The sequence below is a fragment of the Stenotrophomonas sp. RS-48 genome (genome assembly GCF_030053245.1).
Classification (GTDB): domain Bacteria; phylum Pseudomonadota; class Gammaproteobacteria; order Xanthomonadales; family Xanthomonadaceae; genus Stenotrophomonas; species Stenotrophomonas maltophilia_P.
In genome coordinates this window covers 1-16,368 of the sequence record NZ_JASGBV010000058.1, presented here as the reverse complement: position 1 = coordinate 16,368, position 16,368 = coordinate 1, and the positions used below count along the sequence as shown (strand labels likewise).

The window sequence follows — 16,368 nt, the reverse complement described above, 5'->3', positions numbered from 1 at the left end:
GCAGCAGGTGTGGATTCACCGGTGACGTCCGGTGTGGACGGGGTCCAGCGCACAGGGCGGCAGGACATCCCGGCGATTATAGCCCGGCGGGCGGGTTCACCGCAATTGACGGGTCCCATGCGTCCAGAACGACCTCCCGGCCGTCCTGCAGGCGGGCCCGGAAGCGGCCGCCGAGATAGCCGTCGCGGCGTGCCGGCAACGTCCAGCGCCTTTCCCGTCCTGCCAGCACATAGCCGGCCAGGCCCGGCAGCAGCACGCTGCGATGGCCGCCGGCGGACTCGAATGAAAGCCCGTCCAGGCGCGCATGCAGGCGGCCCGGGTTGTTCAGTCGCAGATGAGTCTGCGACCCGTTGGATTCGACGCGGGCACGCACGGCCGGGCGCACTGACGGCGCAGCCGTACCCTGGAACAGGGGCAGCGAGTAGCGCGGCAGGCTGCTTCTGCCGGGGGCGAGCACGATACGGTAGGCCTGCTCGGCGGCGACCGGGACGGCGCTGCGGGGCAGCAGCCAGACCCGCTGGCGGGCGCCGGGCGCCAGATCCAGTCGGGTCGGACTGGCCAGGATGCGGTCGCTCGGCTGCAGCCGTTCGGCGTCCAGCTGCTGCTCCCACGCCAGGATCTGCACCTCGCCCTGCCAGCGCTCGGGGCCGGGGTTGTGCAGCCAGAGTTCGGTGCGGCCCCCTTCGGCGGGCAGCTGCAGGGTCGTGGGCAGCAGGTCCAGTGCGGCGGCAGGCAGCCCCGGCAGCAGCAGGAACAGGGCAAGGAGTGCGCGCATCGGCATCAGTAGATGAATGTCGGTTCGGCGGAAGCGTCGTCGGTGGGCGCGGCTGGCGCGGGGGCGAGTTCACGCAGCTGTGCCGGCAACTGCGGGGCATCGCTGCGCTGGTGCGGAACGGCACACGCGCGGCCGCCGGCATCGCCCTGGCAGGCTTCCACTACGACCAGGCGCACCTGCACCGGGGCTGCCGGCTCGGCCCATGCCAGGGGGGCGGCGAGCATCATCGCCAGGATCGGAACTGCGCGAACCACCTGTCATCCACCGTGCCGGGATACCTGCTGGACGCTATCGGCCGGGCGCGCCGGATCTGTAGGGGCAGGTGCTCGCGGCACCGGTCAGTAGGTGATCGTCACCTGCACCACATCGTTGTAGGTACCTGCCGGCGGCTGGCCGGTGACCGGCGGCACCCGGCCGTAGATCGTCAGCTGCTGCGCACTGCCGGTACCGGTTCCGCTGGCGGTATCGACCGTGAGCGTGTTGCCCCAGCGCTGGTTGCGTGCGCTGTCGCGGTACAGTTCATAGGCTAGGTAGTAACTGCTGCCCCCGATGGTGGTGCGCATGCGCCGGGTCGGGGTGGCCGGGGGATTGTTCTGGCCGTTGTCCAGGCCGATCTGGAATGCCGTGTTCTTCAGGCAGGTCAGGGTCAGGGTGGCGGTCCGGTCGATGTTGCTGGTGATGCTGCCGGTGACGTTGCCGAAGTCCAGGGGGGTGGTGAGGTAGCTGCCGCACTGTGGCAGCACGGTCGCGGTCGCGATGAAGCTGAAGGCCGCGCTGGCGCTGTTGGTGCCGGTGGCGCCACCGTTGCAGGTGGCCGGCACGGTCGCGTTGCCCAGCAGCACTTCGTTCCAGGCCCAGGTCAGCACCACGTCGGCGCCGCTGAAGGTGCTGCTGTAGTTGCCCGCGGCCAGCACCTGGTTGGCCGGGATCTGCGCGAACAGCTGGGTGGCCTGCGCGCCGCTGCCGCCTGTCACCAGCGGCACGTTGTAGGTCATGGCCAGCTCCTGCGCCGGGGGTGTACCGCGGGGGACCAGGCCGGTGACCTGGCTGTAGCCGGCATTGTTGTAGAGCTGGAAGTTCAGGGTGTCGGGAGGGCTGCCGGTACTGGTGCGCAGGGTCCGCCAGGTGCTGCTGCTGCCACCGCCGCTGCCGGCACCGATGCCCACGCACACGCGCACGCCGGTAGTGGCCAGCAGGCTCAGCGCCGCCGTCGTGCAGGTGACGGTGATGTTCAGCGTGGCCGAGGTGGGCCCTGGGGCATTGCTGTTGACGTTGCCGAACGGCAGGGTGGGGTTGGCGGTGGCCGTGCACACCGCCGCCGCGTGCGCCGGTGTGGCGGCCAGCAGGCCGAGCACGAGCAGCAGGCCGAGCAGGGGCACCTTCATGGCGCCACCTCGGGAATGCACGGTACCGGTGCCGGGCGGGGCCGGGCGCCGCTGGCAGCCACTTCCGGTGTGGCCGGTACTTTCACCCGGCACTGGCTGCGGCTGGTGGTGATGTACAGCACGCTGCCCGGCGCCACGTCCTCCAGGTACAGCAGGCCGTCGTAGCCGACGGTGGCCTGGCGACCCTGCGGCAGCTGCACTTCGCTGCCCACCTCCAGCGGTTGTCCGGCCATGTCCTGCAGGACCAGGGTCAGTGACGGCCGCGAGCGCAGATGGAACGTCACGCCGGTGCCGGCGCGCTGGCGGGGTGTCACCCAGTCCTCGACGCGGTCGGCGCGCATGTCCGCCGGCAGGTCGAGAGTGTCGATGGAGACCCGGTTGCGCTGCCACGACAGCAGGGGGCTGACCAGCAGCAGGCCACGGTCGTCGGTGACGCCGATCAGGCGGTTTTCCAGCCGTACCGGCACACCGGCGACGCCGCTGGTGCTGACCACCGCGAAGGCGTCGGAGACCTCGCGGGTGGCAAAGGTGTGCCCGTCCATCCACACCAGGCTGCCGCTGGCGCTGGCATAGGCGTAGTCAATGCCGGCCTGGCGCGATGCGCCGAGCGCGTAACGCCCCACGTCGTTGAGGATGCCGACCTCGGCCAGGCCGCCTGTGCCCTCGTCGCCCCCGCGCACCTGCGCGCGCCAGCCGATGCCGCCGGCATTGCCATCGCCGGGGACCGGCTGGGTGATATCGGCCACCCAGGCCTGGCTGTCGCCGTTGCGCTGGCTGGAGAGGCTGGCCTGGCGGTTGTTGCCGAGGCTCGCGCTCACTGACAGGTAGATGTTGCGGTCGTCACTGCTGTCCAGGTTCTGGTTGACCGACAGGTAGGCCGACCAGCGCTGGCTCCAGGTACGCGACCAGAACAGGCTGGCATAGCGGTTGTCGTCGCCATCGGGGTAGCGCAGCCGCAGGTAGCTTGCGCTCAGCGTTCCCAGCCCCAGCAGATCGAGACCGGCAGTGGCCTGTTCGCTGATGCGCGGGGGCAGATTGTCCTGCAGCGCGCCCAGATCGCGGTAGTCGCCGTGGGTGCGTACGCTGCGCACATTGAAGTTGAAGCGGCGGTTGTTCCAGCTGTAGCCCAATGCCCATTGGCCGCCCTGCAGGCCCTGCAGGCGGCTGTGCGCATAGGCGGCATTGAACACGCCGGCCTCGCCCGCCAGCCACCAGCCACCGACGCCGGCCTGCAGCAGGCCGCCACCGCCTTCGGCGTGCGCTTCGCCGGTAAAGGTGTCGCTGATGCCACCACGCCAGCTGGCGCTGGCCACCGTGCGGCTGTCGTACTCGAAGGAGCGTTCGCCGAACGCTTCGCGCAGTTGTCCGGCACCGACCGACCAGTCCGACAGGCCCTTGGCCAGCAGCTGCTGGGTGCCATAGAAGCTGAAATCCAGCGTCTGCATGCGGCCGAAGGCATCGGTCACCACAACCTGCGCGGTGCCGGTGCCGCTGATGCCCGGCTGTGCCGCCAGCTGGAACGGTCCGACCGGCACCTGGCCGCTGTACTGGCGCAACCCGTCGACGTACAGCTCCACCGTTGACGGCACCACCGCCTCGCCCAGGAAGCCGGGCGTCGGTGTCAGCACGCGGTAGGGCTGCAGCCCGTAGTTGCGTCCGACCTGCACGCCGCCCAGGCGCACCGGCCGGGTCCAGTCGACAAAGCCGCTGTAGAAATCACCGATCTCCAGCGTGGTCGCCGACTCGGGAAAATCCAGTGTCCAGTGCGTATCCAGGCGCACGCTTTCGCTGCGCCAGTGACGGTCGTCCGGCTGCTGGTAGCGACGGGTGACCGCCGTGTTCTCGAAGGTGCCGCTGCCGATGCCGAACAGACGCAGTTCCGAGCTCAGGGTAAGGTTACCGAGTGCTTCGATGCGGCTGCCGTACACGTCGTAGTTGAGCAGCAGGCCCGGCGAGGCGCTGCCGGCCGGCGTACGCACCTGCGGGCGGCCGAGCAGGGTGGTGGGCAGGGTCAGCTGGTCCAGCGGCACATCCAGCGCCAGTGTCTGCAGCTGGGCGTCGTAGCGCGCGACCACGCCGCTGATCTGATCCAGAAACACCGGTGCATCGCCGGTGGCGCTGAAGCCGAGCTGGCGCAGCACCTCCGGACTGGCCTGCAGGCGGCCACGTGCTTCAGTGAAGGGCAGCAGGCCGCGCGGCGTGCTGTTCAGCGAGACGTCCAGGTACAGCGTCTGGCCGGCCGTCAGCGGTGTCGGGGGAGGCAGCAGGGCATCGGCGGAGACGCCGGAGATGCCGGACACGTCGGCGGCCGGAGCCGCGGGAACCCACGCGGCAGCGAGCACCGTGCCCACCACCGCCTCAGCGAGCCGGTGGCGGCGATAGCGGTGTCTGCGTCGACTCGCCATTGATCTTGGCCGTGATCTGGTCGTTGTCCCGGTCGACCGCCGTGCGCTCCACGGGCCAGCGCATCACCTGGCCGGGCAGCACATAGCCCAGCAGGCCGGGGTGGACGATACGTGGGCGTTCGACACTGCCCAGCGCCAGGTCGGCGATCTGCGCGTAGCTGTCGCCGGAATTGCCGATCTCGACGCCGCTGCGACCGTCGTCCAGCCGTAGCAGGCGTGCCTGCAGGCGCGGCGCCGGCGTGCCCCCGGCCGGCTGGATGAACACCGGGATCGAATAGCGCAGCACGAACTGCATGCCGCTGGCGCGGGTGGCCAGGTCCGGCACTTCGTCGACGATCAGGCGGTAATGCTGCTGGGAGGCCGGTGCCTCGCTGTCCGTGCGCATCACCCGCACCAGCTGCTGCTGGCCTGCGGCCAGTTCCTGCATCGGTGGAGTTGCCAGCAGCCCATCGGCAGGCAGCAGCTGCTCCCTGCCATCCTGCTGGACCCAGCGGAACACCCGCACCTGCAGCTTCACCGGCGCGGTCCCGCTGTTGGTCAGCCACAGCTCGGCGGCACGCTGGCGGGGCTCCAGCTGCAGGGTGGTGGGCGCGACCTGCAGGCTGGTGGCGGCGGAGGTGGCCATGGCGCTGGCCAGCAGGCAGGCGAGCAACGCCACGCCGGCGGCGCGCCACAGGCGGGGTCGGGACATGGAGGCGTGCTCCATCAATAAGTGATCGTGGCGGTGATCGTGTCCAGGTAGTTGCCGGCGGCCGCGTTGTTGGTGCTCAGGTTCAGGATCTGGCCGTAGACGATGTAGGGGACCGCCAGGCCCGTGCCGATGCCGGCCTGGGTATTGGTGCCGGTCGTCGACCCCCAGACCAGGCTGTGTGCCGCGTCGCGGTACAGCTGGTAACCGACGTAGTTGTTGGCGGTCACCGCCGCGTCGGTGTTCTTCATGCGCCGGGTGGTGACGTCGCCGGCCGTACCGGCGTTCGCACCCGCGTTCAGCGCGATCGTATACGGGGTCAGCGCAGAGCACTGGGCGGTCACCGTGCCCTGGCCCAGGGTAGGTATCGCGGTGGTCGATGCGGCGGTACCGAAGTCGACGTTGGTGGCGGCCGCGGCCGTGATCGTGCAGGCCTTGGTGACCACGAGGGTGACGTTGAAGGTGGTGGTATCGGCCGCCAGCGCCGGGCCGGCCAGCAGCAGCGCGATCATGGCCCCGGCAAGGGAGGAGCGCAGTGGGATTCGCATGGACAACCTCCTTGACCCGAAGGTCCGTTGAACAAGGCGAAGGCGGCACGTTCGGGGCCGCTTCGGCGACGCTGGCGCCAGCTTAGGACCGCCAAGTGTCTGTAATCCGTGATAAACAGGGGCTGCGGAATGTGGGCGCGATCACGCTTTCGCTCGCCTTGCCGGAACTGTGCATGGCCGGGAACGTCCAGTTGGGTGGCGTTCGTTCAGATTGCGGCCGGATCGGCGATAATGGGCGCCATGAGCGTGAATCTGAAAACCCCGCAGGAAATCGAGATGATGCGCATTGCCGGCCGCCTGGCCAGCGAAGTGCTGGACATCGTCACCCCCCACGTCAAGCCCGGTGTCACCACCGAGGAACTGGACCGCATCTGCCATGACCATATCGTCAACGTGCAGGGCGCCATTCCGGCCAACGTCGGCTACCGCGGCTTCCCCAAGACCGTGTGCACCTCGGTCAACAATGTCATCTGCCACGGCATCCCGAGCGAAGGCAAGGTGCTCAAGGACGGCGACATCGTCAACATCGACGTGACCGTCATCAAGGATGGCTGGCACGGCGATACCAGTCGCATGTACTTCGTCGGCACACCGTCGGTGATGGCGCGCCGCTTGGTGGAGACCACCTACGAAGCGATGTGGCGCGGCATCCGCGCGGTACGTCCGGGGGCGACCCTGGGCGACATCGGCCACGCGATCCAGAGCTATGCCGAAGGCGAGCGCTTCAGCGTGGTGCGCGAGTACTGCGGCCACGGCATCGGCAAGGTCTATCACGACGAGCCGCAGGTGGTGCATTACGGTCGCCCGGGGCAGGGCCTGGTGCTGCAGCCGGGCATGACCTTCACCATCGAGCCGATGATCAACGAGGGCACCCGCTACAACAAGGTGCTGCCGGATGGCTGGACCGTGGTGACCAAGGACCGCAAGCTGTCGGCGCAGTGGGAGCACATGATCGCGGTCACCGAGACCGGCGTTGACGTGCTGACCCTGTCGCCGGGCGAATCGCAGGTCTCCTGAGGATGCTGCCGGCGAGTTCGCTGCTGGACACGCCGGCCGCGTCGCTCAACGACCCGGACTGGGCTTCCGCTGCACGGCAGGCCTTGCAGCAGGCCGATGCGCGGCTTTACCGCCGTTTCGACCAGGGCGACAACATCGAGCGCCTGCTGGCACTGCGCGCGCGCGCGGCCGATCACCTGATCCGGCTGGCGTGGCAGCGCTGCCTGCCGTCCGACAGCGGGCTGTCCCTGTTCGCAGTGGGCGGCTACGGCCGTGGGGAGCTGTTCCCACGGTCTGACATCGATCTGCTGGTGTTCGGCGCGCCGCCAGCGCAGCTCGCCCACGAAGCGGGCCTGGCGCGGTTGTTCGCCCTGCTGTGGGATTGCGGATTGGCGGTCAGCCATGCCGTGCGCTCGGCGGCGCAGTGCCGCGAGGCGGCCGCCGACCAGACCGTGCTGACCGCGCTGATCGAAGCGCGCCCGATCCTGGCCGACGATGCGGCGCGCCGGGCGCTGCGCGAAGCAACCGACGACGACAGCGGACTGTGGCCGGCGCGCACCTTCTTCCTGGCCAAGCTGGAGGAACTGCGCAACCGCCACCAGCGTTTCGGCGATACCGCCGACAACCTCGAGCCCGATCTGAAGGATGGCCCCGGCGGGCTGCGTGATCTCAATACGCTGGGGTGGATGGCGCTGCGCGCGTTCGGCGTTCGCGACCTTGAGGCGCTGGTCGGGCTGGGCCATCTGGGTGCCGACGAAGCCGCGGCGCTCCAGCGGGAGCGCGCGGTGCTGGCGCGCCTGCGCTTCGGCCTGCACCTGGTGGCACGGCGGCCGGAGGAGCGCCTCCGCTTCGATTACCAGAAGACACTGGCCGCGCGGCTGGGTTTTGAGGACGACGCCGAGAACCTGGGCGTCGAGAAGATGATGCAGGGGTTCTATCGCGCCGCTTCGGTGGTGCGCCGGATCAGCGACCGCCTGCTGCAACGCTTCGAGGAGCAGTTCGACGGCGAAGCGCTGCCGGAACCGCTGACCGTGGGTTTCTCGCTGCGCCGCGGCTATCTGGCGGCGAACGAGGCGGCGTGGCCGCGCGGCGACATCGGCCAGGTGTTCGCCCTGTTCGCCGGCTGGGCCAACAACCCGCAGGTGCGTGGCCTGCATTCGCTGACCGCGCGCGCACTGGCCGAGTCGCTGCCGCTGCTGCCCGCCTATGACCAGGCCGATGCCGATGCGCGTGAGCAGTTCATGGCGCTGCTGCGTGGCCAGCGCCCGGTCGACACGCTCTCGCGGATGGCCCGGCTGGGTGTGCTGGGCCAGTGGATTCCCGCGTTCGCCCAGGTCAGCGGGCGCATGCAGTTCGACCTGTTCCACGTCTACACCGTCGATCAGCACACGCTGATGGTTCTGCGCAATATCGGCCAGTTCGCCAGCAGCCGTGCCGACGAGCGCTTCTCGATCGCGCATGAAGTGTGGCCGCGGCTGCGCAAGCCGGAACTGCTGCTGCTGGCCGGGCTGTTCCATGACATTGCCAAGGGCCGCGGCGGCGATCATTCCGAGCTGGGAGCGGTGGATGCGCGCGCGTTCTGCCAGGCGCATGCGCTCAGTGCCTCGGATACCGAACTGGTGGCGTGGCTGGTCGAACAGCACCTGCGCATGTCGGTGACAGCGCAGAAGCAGGACATCGCCGATCCGGCCGTGATCCATCGTTTCGCAACCCTGGTCGGCAGCCGCGACCGCCTCGACTACCTGTACCTGCTGACCTGCGCCGACATCGCCGGCACCAGCCCCAAGCTGTGGAACGCCTGGAAGGACCGGCTGCTGGCCGATCTGTACTTCGCCACGCGGCGCGCACTGCGCGAGGGCCTGGAGCATCCGGTGCCGGCCGCCGAGCGCGTTGCCGAGGCGCGTGACAGCGTGCGCGCGCTGGTACGCGAACAGGGCTATGACGACGCCACGATCGACCGCCAGTTCGCTGTCATGCCTGATGAAGGCTTCATCCGCCTGCGTCCGGAGCAGCTGGCCTGGCAGGCCGCTGCGCTGGTGCCGGTGAAGCAGGGCCAGGCGCTGGTGAAGGTGCGCCGCATCAGCGTCGACGACCCCGCGCTGGAAGTGTTCGTGCATTCGCCGGACCGCGACGGCCTGTTTGCTGCCATCGTGATGACGCTGGACCGCAAGGGCTACGGCATCCATCGCGCACGGGTACTGGACGGCCCCGCGGGCACCATCTTCGATACCTTTGAGGTCAGCCCCGCCGATACCTTCGCCGATGGCAGCAGCGCCAACCTGGAAGCTGCGCTGCGCGAGGCGCTGGCCGGTGACCTGGGCCGTCTGCGCCCGTCGCGGCGGGTGGTGCCGCGGCAGCTGCGTCACTTCCGCTTCGTGCCGCGCATCGAGTTCCGCGATGAGCCCGGCGCAACCCGATTCGCCCTGGTCGCACCCGACCGCCCCGGCCTGCTGGCCGACGTGGCGTTCGTGCTGCGCAACCAGGGCCTGCGCGTGCATGACGCGCGCATTGCCACGTTCGGCGAACGCGCCGAAGACACCTTCGTGATCAGTGACGAACACGACCTCCCCCTGACCGAACCCGCCCGGCAGCAGCTGCATGACGCGATGCTGGCCTGCCTGGACCCTGATCGAAACGCCGGAGACCCCACCTGATGGCCACCAAGCCTGCAAAGAAGACCGCCGCGACCGCCAAGAGCGCGGCGGCCCGAAAGACCACTGCCGCGACGGCCGCAAAGAAGACCGTTGCCCCGGTGAAGAAGGTGGCTGCCGCGAAGAAGCCGGCGCCGAAGAAGGCCCCGGCCAAGAGCGCGGAAGCCGCGCGCGCCGAGACCATCGCCCGCAAGTCGCTGCGCAGGCCGGCCGCGCCGGGCGTGGAAGAACTGAAGTTCGGCATCGAAAGCGCCTTCGAGCGCCGCGCGACGCTGACCCTGCATGAACTGGAGGGCTCGACCCGGGTGCTGGTCAACCGCGTGATCGACGGCCTGGAAAGCGGCGAGTTCCGTGTCGCCGAGCCGGACGGGCAGGGGGGCTGGAAAGTCAACGAATGGCTGAAGAAGGCGGTGCTGCTGTACTTCCGTGTCAATGACATGGCAGTGGTCGACGCCCGTCCGGCCCCGTTCTGGGACAAGGTCGAATCGCGCTTTGCCGGGTACGACGAAGCGAAGTTCCGTCGTGCCGGGGTACGCGTGGTGCCGGGCGCGATCGCGCGCCGGGGTACCTACTTCGGCAAGGATGTGGTGCTGATGCCGAGCTTCACCAACATCGGCGCCCATGTCGGCGAGGGCACCATGGTCGATACCTGGGCCACCGTCGGTTCCTGTGCGCAGATCGGCCAGCATTGCCACCTGTCCGGTGGCGCCGGCATCGGCGGCGTGCTCGAACCGCTGCAGGCCAGCCCGACCATCATCGAAGACCATTGCTTCATCGGCGCGCGTTCGGAAGTGGTGGAGGGCGTAGTGGTCGGCCACCACAGCGTGATCGGCATGGGCGTGTTCCTCAGCCAGAGCACCCGCATCTACAACCGCGCCACCGGCGAGATCACCTACGGCTACATCCCGCCGTACAGCGTGGTGGTGTCGGGCTCGCTGCCGAGCAAGGACGGCACGCACTCGCTGTACTGCGCGGTGATCGTCAAGCAGGTCGATGCCCGCACCCGCAGCAAGACCAGCGTCAACGATCTTCTGCGCGGCCTGGCGGACTGACGATGACTGCGCCGGACGACCTGGCGCAGTCCGCGATCTACCGGCATCCGTTCGACAACGTGTTCGCGCGGATGCTGCCGCGCCTGCTGCACGCACCGCGCTGGACCCGGCTGCGCCGCGCGCTGTCGCGGCGCTGGCCGATGCCGGCGCTGGCCAGCGATGTGCGCGATGTGATCTACGCCAGCTGGTGGGTCGATGTGCGCCATGCGCCGTCACCGCCACCTGGCCATCACTACGTGGTCCATGCCGGTCGTACGCCTTACACCATCCTCAGCTATCGCCACGGTCACTTCGGGCCGGCCCTGGCCGGCCCTCTGCGGGCGCTGATGCCATCGCCGCAGCAGAGCAACTGGCGCTGGTACCTGCGCCGCGACGACGATCCGGACGGCACCCCGGTCGTGCTGTTCGACCGCAACGTGATGGATCAGCTGGCCTTCGTCGCCGGTGCGCGTGCCTTCAGCGATGCCATGCAACCTCATCTCTCCCTGCGCTTCGCACATGTGCTTGGGGCCGATGGCGGCGGCCATACCCTGATCGAAGGTGGGCACGGCAGCGCGCCGGCGCTTCGACTGCGGTGGCAGGTTGCCGCAGGCTGGGACGATGCCACGTGGTCGGCGGCCTTTGGCGGCCATCACGCCCTGCTGCGTTTCCTGACCTGCCAGGACGAGGCCATCGCCCGTACCTGTGACGGGCACTGGGCCAGCACCCGCATCGACCTGCCGGTGGAGCTGACCCATCTGCGGCCGTTGCACCTGCAGGGTACGCTGCAGTGTCCACGCCTGCAGGCGATGGGCGTTGCGCTGCCCGACGGGCTGGCCTTCCACCTGCCACGCGTGCCGTTCCGGGTCGTGTCCGAGCGTCTGTTGTGAGATTCTGACCCTCTGTTTTCCAGCATTGCCGATGGCCATGAGCACCACTGTCTACGGATTGAAGAACTGCGATACCTGCAAGAAGGCGACCAAGTGGCTGGACCGCTTCGGCGTGCCATACACCTTCGTCGACTACCGCGAGACCAAGCCCGGCCCGGAAACGCTGGTCGAGTGGGCCGCGCAGCTGGGCGGCCTGTCCGCGATGGTCAACCGGTCATCGACCACCTGGCGGCAACTGCCGGACAACCGCAAGGCGGCCGCCTCCGATGCCGAGTGGAAGCTGCTGCTGCGCGAGTACCCGCAGCTGATCAAGCGCCCGCTGGTGGTGACGTCCGACGGCAAGGTCAGCCAGGGATTCAGCGACAACGGGTTCAAGGCGCGCTTCGGCGTGGGTGGCGCGTGAGCGCGGTGCTGGACCTGGCCTGCGAGCTGATCGCACGGCCATCGGTCACGCCGGACGATGCCGGCTGCCAGGCGCTGCTTGCGGCGCGGCTGCAGCGTGCAGGGTTCGACTGCGAGCACCTGCGCCTGGGCGACGTCGACAACCTCTGGGCGACCCATGGCAGCGGTGCGCCGGTGCTGGTCCTGCTGGGCCACACCGACGTGGTGCCACCGGGACCGCGCGAGGCCTGGCAGAGCGATCCGTTCGTCCCGAAGATCCGCGATGGCGTGCTTTACGGCCGTGGCGCGGCCGACATGAAGGGCAGCGTAGCCGCGTTCGTGATCGCGGCCGAGCAGTTCGCCGCAGCCCACCCTCATCATGCGGGAACGCTGGCGGTGCTGCTGACCAGTGACGAGGAGGGCGATGCGATCGACGGCGTGCGCCATGTCGCGCGCCTGTTCGCAGAGCGTGGCCAGCGCATCGACTGGTGCATCACCGGCGAACCCTCGTCGACCGCAACGCTGGGCGATCTGCTCCGCGTCGGCCGCCGCGGCAGCCTGTCGGCGAAGTTGCGCGTGCAGGGTGTGCAGGGCCATGTGGCCTACCCGGAGAAGGCACGCAACCCGATCCACCAGGCGGCGCCGGCGTTGGCCGAACTGAGTGCGCGGCGCTGGGACGAGGGTTACGAGAGCTTTCCGCCGACCAGCCTGCAGATCTCCAACATCCATGCCGGCACCGGTGCCAACAACGTGATTCCGGGCGAGCTGGAAGTGGATTTCAACGTCCGCTACAACCCGCATTGGGATGCGCCGAAACTGGAAGCGGAGATCACCGCGCTGCTGGACCGTCACGGCCTGCAGTACACGCTGAAGTGGCACCGCAGCGGCGAGCCGTTCTACACGCCCGAAGGCAGGCTGCGTGCCGCCGCGCGCGCCGTGCTGGCCGACCACATCGGCGGTGCGCCGGAAGAAAGCACCGGTGGCGGAACGTCCGACGCCCGCTTCATCGCGCCCTTGGGCGCGCAGTGCATCGAAGTGGGACCGGTCAACGCTAGCATTCACCAGGTGGACGAGAACGTGCGTGTGGACGAGCTTGAGGCCCTGCCGGGCCTGTACCTGCGGCTGGTCGAGCGCCTGCTGGTGTGAGGCACGACGCCGGGCATGGCCCGGCGCCGCCCTTGGCCGACGGTAGCGCCGGGCCATGCCCGGCGTACGACGCACCTGGTTGCCAACGCAACTGTTGCGCGGCCCCGGAAACCGGGTTAGGGTCGGGTCATGTCGATCCGCCTGGCCACCGCCGTCAACAACAACCGCAATAATCTGCGCGCGAATAATCGTGCGCGGCCGATGCGGGACTGCGCCCTGGGTAGATAGACAGCAACACACGCCCGGACAACAGAAAACCCGCATCGGCCGATGCGGGTTTTTTTGTGCCCGGGCGCAGCGCTACCCGGGCCTGGATGGCCGGTCGAACACCTTGCCCCTCGTAGAACCGACAACAGGAGTTCCCCCATGTGTTCGATCTTCGCAATCTTCGGCCTGCAGGCCGGTGATGATCTTCCCGCCCTGCGCCGGCATGCGTTGGAGCTGTCGCAGCGGCAGCGTCATCGTGGCCCGGACTGGAGCGGCGTCTACCTTGATGAAGGTGCACTGCTGGTGCACGAGCGGCTGGCCATCGTCGATCCGGCGGGTGGCTCGCAGCCGCTGTTGTCGGCGGACGGTCAGCTGGCGCTGGCGGTCAACGGCGAAATCTACAACCATCAGCTGCTCAAGGCCGCGCTGGCCCACCCCTACGACTTCCAGACCGGCTCGGACTGCGAGGTGATCAACGCGCTGTACCGGCAGGGAGGCTCGCCGTCCCGCTGGCTGGAGCAGCTCAACGGCATCTTCGCCTTCGCGCTGTGGGACCGCGATGCCGGTCGCGTACTGGTGGCGCGCGATCCGGTCGGCGTGGTGCCGCTGTACTGGGGGCACGACGCGCAGGGGCGCCTGCGGGTGGCCTCGGAGATGAAAGCGTTGGTGGATACCTGTGCCGACGTTGCCCAGTTCCCGCCGGGTCATTACTACGACAGTGCCAGTGGCGAACTGGTGCGCTACTACCAGCAGCCCTGGCGCGAGTATGCGGACGTTGAAGGGCGCCAGGCCGATCTGGCCGAGCTGCGACAGGCCTTTGAACATGCGGTGGAACGCCAGCTGATGAGCGACGTGCCGTACGGCGTGCTGCTGTCCGGTGGACTGGATTCGTCGCTGGTGGCCGCCGTCGCCGCCCGCTATGCCCGCCGCCGCATCGAGGATGGCGGCCAGAGCGAAGCCTGGTGGCCGCGCCTGCATTCGTTCGCGATCGGGCTGAAGGGATCGCCCGATCTGGCCGCCGCCGCCGTTGCCGCCGAAGCGCTGGGCACCGTGCACCACGGTTTCGAGTACACCTTCGAGGAAGGCCTCGACGTGCTCCCCGAGGTGATCCGCCATATCGAAACCTACGATGTCACCACCATCCGCGCGTCCACGCCGATGTTCCTGCTGGCCCGGCGGATCAAGGCGATGGGGGTGAAGATGGTGTTGTCCGGCGAAGGCAGCGACGAGATCTTCGGCGGCTACCTGTACTTCCACAAGGCACCGGACGCGCGCGAATTCCACCAGGAGCTGGTGCGCAAGCTCGATGCCCTGCACAACTACGATTGCCTGCGTGCCAACAAGTCAATGATGGCCTGGGGCGTGGAGCCTCGCGTGCCGTTCCTGGACCGCGACTTCCTCGATGTGGCGATGCGCATCGACGCCGCGCACAAGATGGTCGGCAGCGGCTTCGGCGGTCGCCGTATCGAGAAGGCGGTGTTGCGTGAAGCGTTCGATGGCTATCTGCCGGACAGCATCCTGTGGCGCCAGAAGGAGCAGTTCAGCGATGGCGTCGGCTATGGCTGGATCGATGGATTGAAGGCGCACGCCGAGGCGCAGGTCAGCGACCGGGTACTGGCCGCCGCCGACAAGCGCTTCCCGCACAACCCGCCGCAGACCAAGGAAGCGTACTACTATCGCCACCTGTTCGAACAGTTCTTCCCGAGCAGGGCCGCGGCCGAAACGGTCCCGGGTGGAAAATCGATCGCCTGTTCCTCGCCGGCCGCGATTGCCTGGGACGCGAGTTTCGCCGCAGCGGCCGATCCGTCCGGCCGGGCGATTGCCGGGGTACACGAGCAGGCCCTGGCGTGACCGGCAGCGCCAGGCCACGCCCGGTGGGCGCGCAGCGTCGGCGCAGGCAAGGACGTATCATCGCCCCCCTGCACATTGGGGAATGTTCATGGACGTACAGAGCGAGGGCCGGGCGCCGCCGATGAAGTGGGGGTGGCGCTACGTGGCCTGGGCCGGACTGCCGTTGCTGGCCGGCCTGCTGCTGGCGCGGTATGCCGGGCCGGCGGCGCCTGAAGCGGTCGCACGCGCCACGGTTGCCGACGAAGGCAGCTGGGCCCGGCATCTGTCATCGCCGCTGGGCCTGTTCCTGCTGCAGCTGCTGGTCCTGCTGCTGGTGGCCAAGGGCGCGGGAGCGCTGCTCAAGCGCTTCGGCCAGCCGGCGGTGATCGGCGAAATGGCGGCAGGCCTGATGATGGGCCCGTTGGTGCTGGGCAGCCTGTTGCCGCAGTTGCATGGCGCGCTGTTCCCGGCGGCGTCGCTGGCGCCGTTGGGCCTGCTCAGCCAGCTGGGTGTGCTGATGTTTCTGCTGGTGGCCGGTGCCGAACTCGACCTGGCCGCACTGCGCGGACGACGGCGGTTCGCGTTCACCGTCAGCCACGCCGGTATCGCCGTGCCGTTCGTGCTGGGCGTGGCCCTGGCCATCTGGCTGTACCCGCAGCACGGTCCGCAGGGCGTGGGCTTCACGTCCTTCGCGCTGTTCGTCGGGATATCGATGAGCATCACGGCATTCCCGGTGCTGCTGCGGATCCTCGCCGATCGCGGCATCACCCATACGCCGCTGGGACAGACCGCCATTGCCTGCGCGGCACTCGGCGACGCCACGGCCTGGTGCCTGCTGGCGCTGATCGTGGCGGCTGCACAGGCCGGTGGCTGGCTGCCGGCAAGCCTCAACCTGCTGGGCGTGGTGGCCTTCGTGGCGCTGATGCTTGGCCTGGTGAGACCGTGGTTTGCCCGCCAGCAGGTCGTGGCAGGACGCGAAGGACGGTGGTTGCTGGGCATCCTGCTGTTGTCGCTGGCCAGTGCGCTGGTGACCGAGATGCTGGGCATCCATGCGTTGTTCGGTGCATTCGCTGCGGGCGTGGCGGTGTCATCCAATGCGCCGCTGCGCGCACTGCTGATGGCCCGCGTCGAGCCGTTCGCGGTGACCCTGCTGCTGCCCCTGTTCTTCGCCATGACCGGCCTGCGCATGCGCGCCGACGCACTGCACGCCGGCGACATCGTGCTGTGCCTGGTGGTGATCGCGGTGGCCACGGCCGGCAAGCTGCTGGGCACATTCAGTGCCGCCCGCAGCACCGGCCTGCCGGCCCGCGAGGCATGGCGGCTGGGAGCGCTGATGAACACGCGCGGCCTGATGGAACTGATCGTGCTCAACCTGGGCTATGAGCTGGGCCTGCTCGGGGATCGCCTGTTCGCGGTGCTGGTGATCATGGCACTG

General features: G+C 68.8%; 14 protein-coding genes. 8 read left to right on the top strand and 6 right to left on the bottom strand.

Going from position 1 to position 16,368, the window contains the following annotated elements; all coding sequences use genetic code 11:
• Window positions 1-76 precede the first annotated feature (76 nt).
• The 6 genes from QMZ25_RS11655 to QMZ25_RS11630 all read right to left on the bottom strand — a co-directional run bounded on the left by QMZ25_RS11655 (window position 77) and on the right by QMZ25_RS11630 (window position 5,801).
• A complete protein-coding gene (locus QMZ25_RS11655) occupies window positions 77-775 on the bottom strand; it encodes a molecular chaperone (protein ID WP_283219671.1) in 699 nt (232 codons plus the stop codon).
• 5 nt (window positions 776-780) lie between these two features.
• Window positions 781-1,029, bottom strand: a complete 249-nt coding sequence (locus QMZ25_RS11650) for a hypothetical protein (RefSeq protein WP_283219670.1) — start codon at window positions 1,027-1,029, stop codon at window positions 781-783.
• A gap of 84 nt (window positions 1,030-1,113) precedes the next feature.
• Window positions 1,114-2,160 (bottom strand): spore coat protein U domain-containing protein, encoded by a 1,047-nt coding sequence (locus QMZ25_RS11645; RefSeq protein WP_164150805.1) that lies wholly within the window; start codon window positions 2,158-2,160, stop codon window positions 1,114-1,116.
• Window positions 2,157-4,511, bottom strand: a complete 2,355-nt coding sequence (locus QMZ25_RS11640; protein ID WP_283219683.1) for a fimbria/pilus outer membrane usher protein — start codon at window positions 4,509-4,511, stop codon at window positions 2,157-2,159. The genes QMZ25_RS11645 and QMZ25_RS11640 overlap by 4 nt, the downstream gene beginning before the upstream one ends.
• Window positions 4,512-4,518: 7 nt before the next feature.
• Window positions 4,519-5,271, bottom strand: coding sequence for a molecular chaperone (locus QMZ25_RS11635; RefSeq protein ID WP_053518327.1), 753 nt, complete (start codon window positions 5,269-5,271; stop codon window positions 4,519-4,521).
• Entirely contained in the window at window positions 5,271-5,801 is a 531-nt protein-coding gene (locus QMZ25_RS11630; RefSeq protein ID WP_263177864.1) for a spore coat U domain-containing protein, read from the bottom strand. Before QMZ25_RS11630 ends, QMZ25_RS11635 begins: the two co-directional genes overlap by 1 nt.
• Window positions 5,802-6,041: 240 nt before the next feature.
• Here QMZ25_RS11630 and map point away from each other — a divergent pair, with 240 nt between their 5' ends.
• The 8 genes from map to QMZ25_RS11590 all read left to right on the top strand — a co-directional run.
• Window positions 6,042-6,818 carry a type I methionyl aminopeptidase gene (gene map / locus QMZ25_RS11625; RefSeq protein WP_111185881.1) on the top strand — a complete coding sequence of 259 codons (777 nt, stop codon included), beginning with the start codon at window positions 6,042-6,044 and terminating at the stop codon, window positions 6,816-6,818.
• A 2-nt stretch (window positions 6,819-6,820) separates the two neighbouring features.
• Window positions 6,821-9,451: a [protein-PII] uridylyltransferase gene (locus QMZ25_RS11620; RefSeq protein WP_053518331.1), complete on the top strand. Its 2,631-nt coding sequence runs from the start codon at window positions 6,821-6,823 to the stop codon at window positions 9,449-9,451.
• On the top strand, window positions 9,451-10,500 hold the full coding sequence (dapD, locus tag QMZ25_RS11615) for a 2,3,4,5-tetrahydropyridine-2,6-dicarboxylate N-succinyltransferase (RefSeq protein ID WP_053518332.1): 1,050 nt from the start codon (window positions 9,451-9,453) through the stop codon (window positions 10,498-10,500). Before QMZ25_RS11620 ends, dapD begins: the two co-directional genes overlap by 1 nt.
• Window positions 10,501-10,502: 2 nt before the next feature.
• Window positions 10,503-11,369 carry a hypothetical protein gene (locus QMZ25_RS11610; protein WP_283219669.1) on the top strand — a complete coding sequence of 289 codons (867 nt, stop codon included), beginning with the start codon at window positions 10,503-10,505 and terminating at the stop codon, window positions 11,367-11,369.
• A 31-nt stretch (window positions 11,370-11,400) separates the two neighbouring features.
• On the top strand, window positions 11,401-11,772 hold the full coding sequence (locus QMZ25_RS11605) for an arsenate reductase (RefSeq protein ID WP_180875666.1): 372 nt from the start codon (window positions 11,401-11,403) through the stop codon (window positions 11,770-11,772).
• On the top strand, window positions 11,769-12,896 hold the full coding sequence (gene dapE, locus QMZ25_RS11600; RefSeq protein WP_180875665.1) for a succinyl-diaminopimelate desuccinylase: 1,128 nt from the start codon (window positions 11,769-11,771) through the stop codon (window positions 12,894-12,896). The genes QMZ25_RS11605 and dapE overlap by 4 nt, the downstream gene beginning before the upstream one ends.
• Before the next feature lie 366 nt (window positions 12,897-13,262).
• Window positions 13,263-14,954 carry an asparagine synthase B gene (gene asnB, locus QMZ25_RS11595; RefSeq protein WP_053518338.1) on the top strand — a complete coding sequence of 564 codons (1,692 nt, stop codon included), beginning with the start codon at window positions 13,263-13,265 and terminating at the stop codon, window positions 14,952-14,954.
• 82 nt (window positions 14,955-15,036) lie between these two features.
• On the top strand, window positions 15,037-16,368 hold a 1,332-nt coding region (locus QMZ25_RS11590; RefSeq protein ID WP_283219668.1), incomplete at its 3' end, for a cation:proton antiporter.

Bases quoted from the DNA above. Each gene is read 5' to 3' on its own strand.
- QMZ25_RS11655 (WP_283219671.1), bottom strand. From the start codon at position 775: ATGCGCGCACTCCTTGCCCTGTTCCTGCTGCTGCCGGGGCTGCCTGCC.
- QMZ25_RS11645 (WP_164150805.1), bottom strand. From the start codon at position 2,160: ATGAAGGTGCCCCTGCTCGGCCTGCTGCTCGTGCTCGGCCTGCTGGCC.
- QMZ25_RS11635 (WP_053518327.1), bottom strand. From the start codon at position 5,271: ATGGAGCACGCCTCCATGTCCCGACCCCGCCTGTGGCGCGCCGCCGGC.
- QMZ25_RS11630 (WP_263177864.1), bottom strand. From the start codon at position 5,801: ATGCGAATCCCACTGCGCTCCTCCCTTGCCGGGGCCATGATCGCGCTG.
- map (WP_111185881.1), top strand. From the start codon at position 6,042: ATGAGCGTGAATCTGAAAACCCCGCAGGAAATCGAGATGATGCGCATT.
- QMZ25_RS11620 (WP_053518331.1), top strand. From the start codon at position 6,821: ATGCTGCCGGCGAGTTCGCTGCTGGACACGCCGGCCGCGTCGCTCAAC.
- dapD (WP_053518332.1), top strand. From the start codon at position 9,451: ATGGCCACCAAGCCTGCAAAGAAGACCGCCGCGACCGCCAAGAGCGCG.
- QMZ25_RS11610 (WP_283219669.1), top strand. From the start codon at position 10,503: ATGACTGCGCCGGACGACCTGGCGCAGTCCGCGATCTACCGGCATCCG.
- QMZ25_RS11605 (WP_180875666.1), top strand. From the start codon at position 11,401: ATGGCCATGAGCACCACTGTCTACGGATTGAAGAACTGCGATACCTGC.
- asnB (WP_053518338.1), top strand. From the start codon at position 13,263: ATGTGTTCGATCTTCGCAATCTTCGGCCTGCAGGCCGGTGATGATCTT.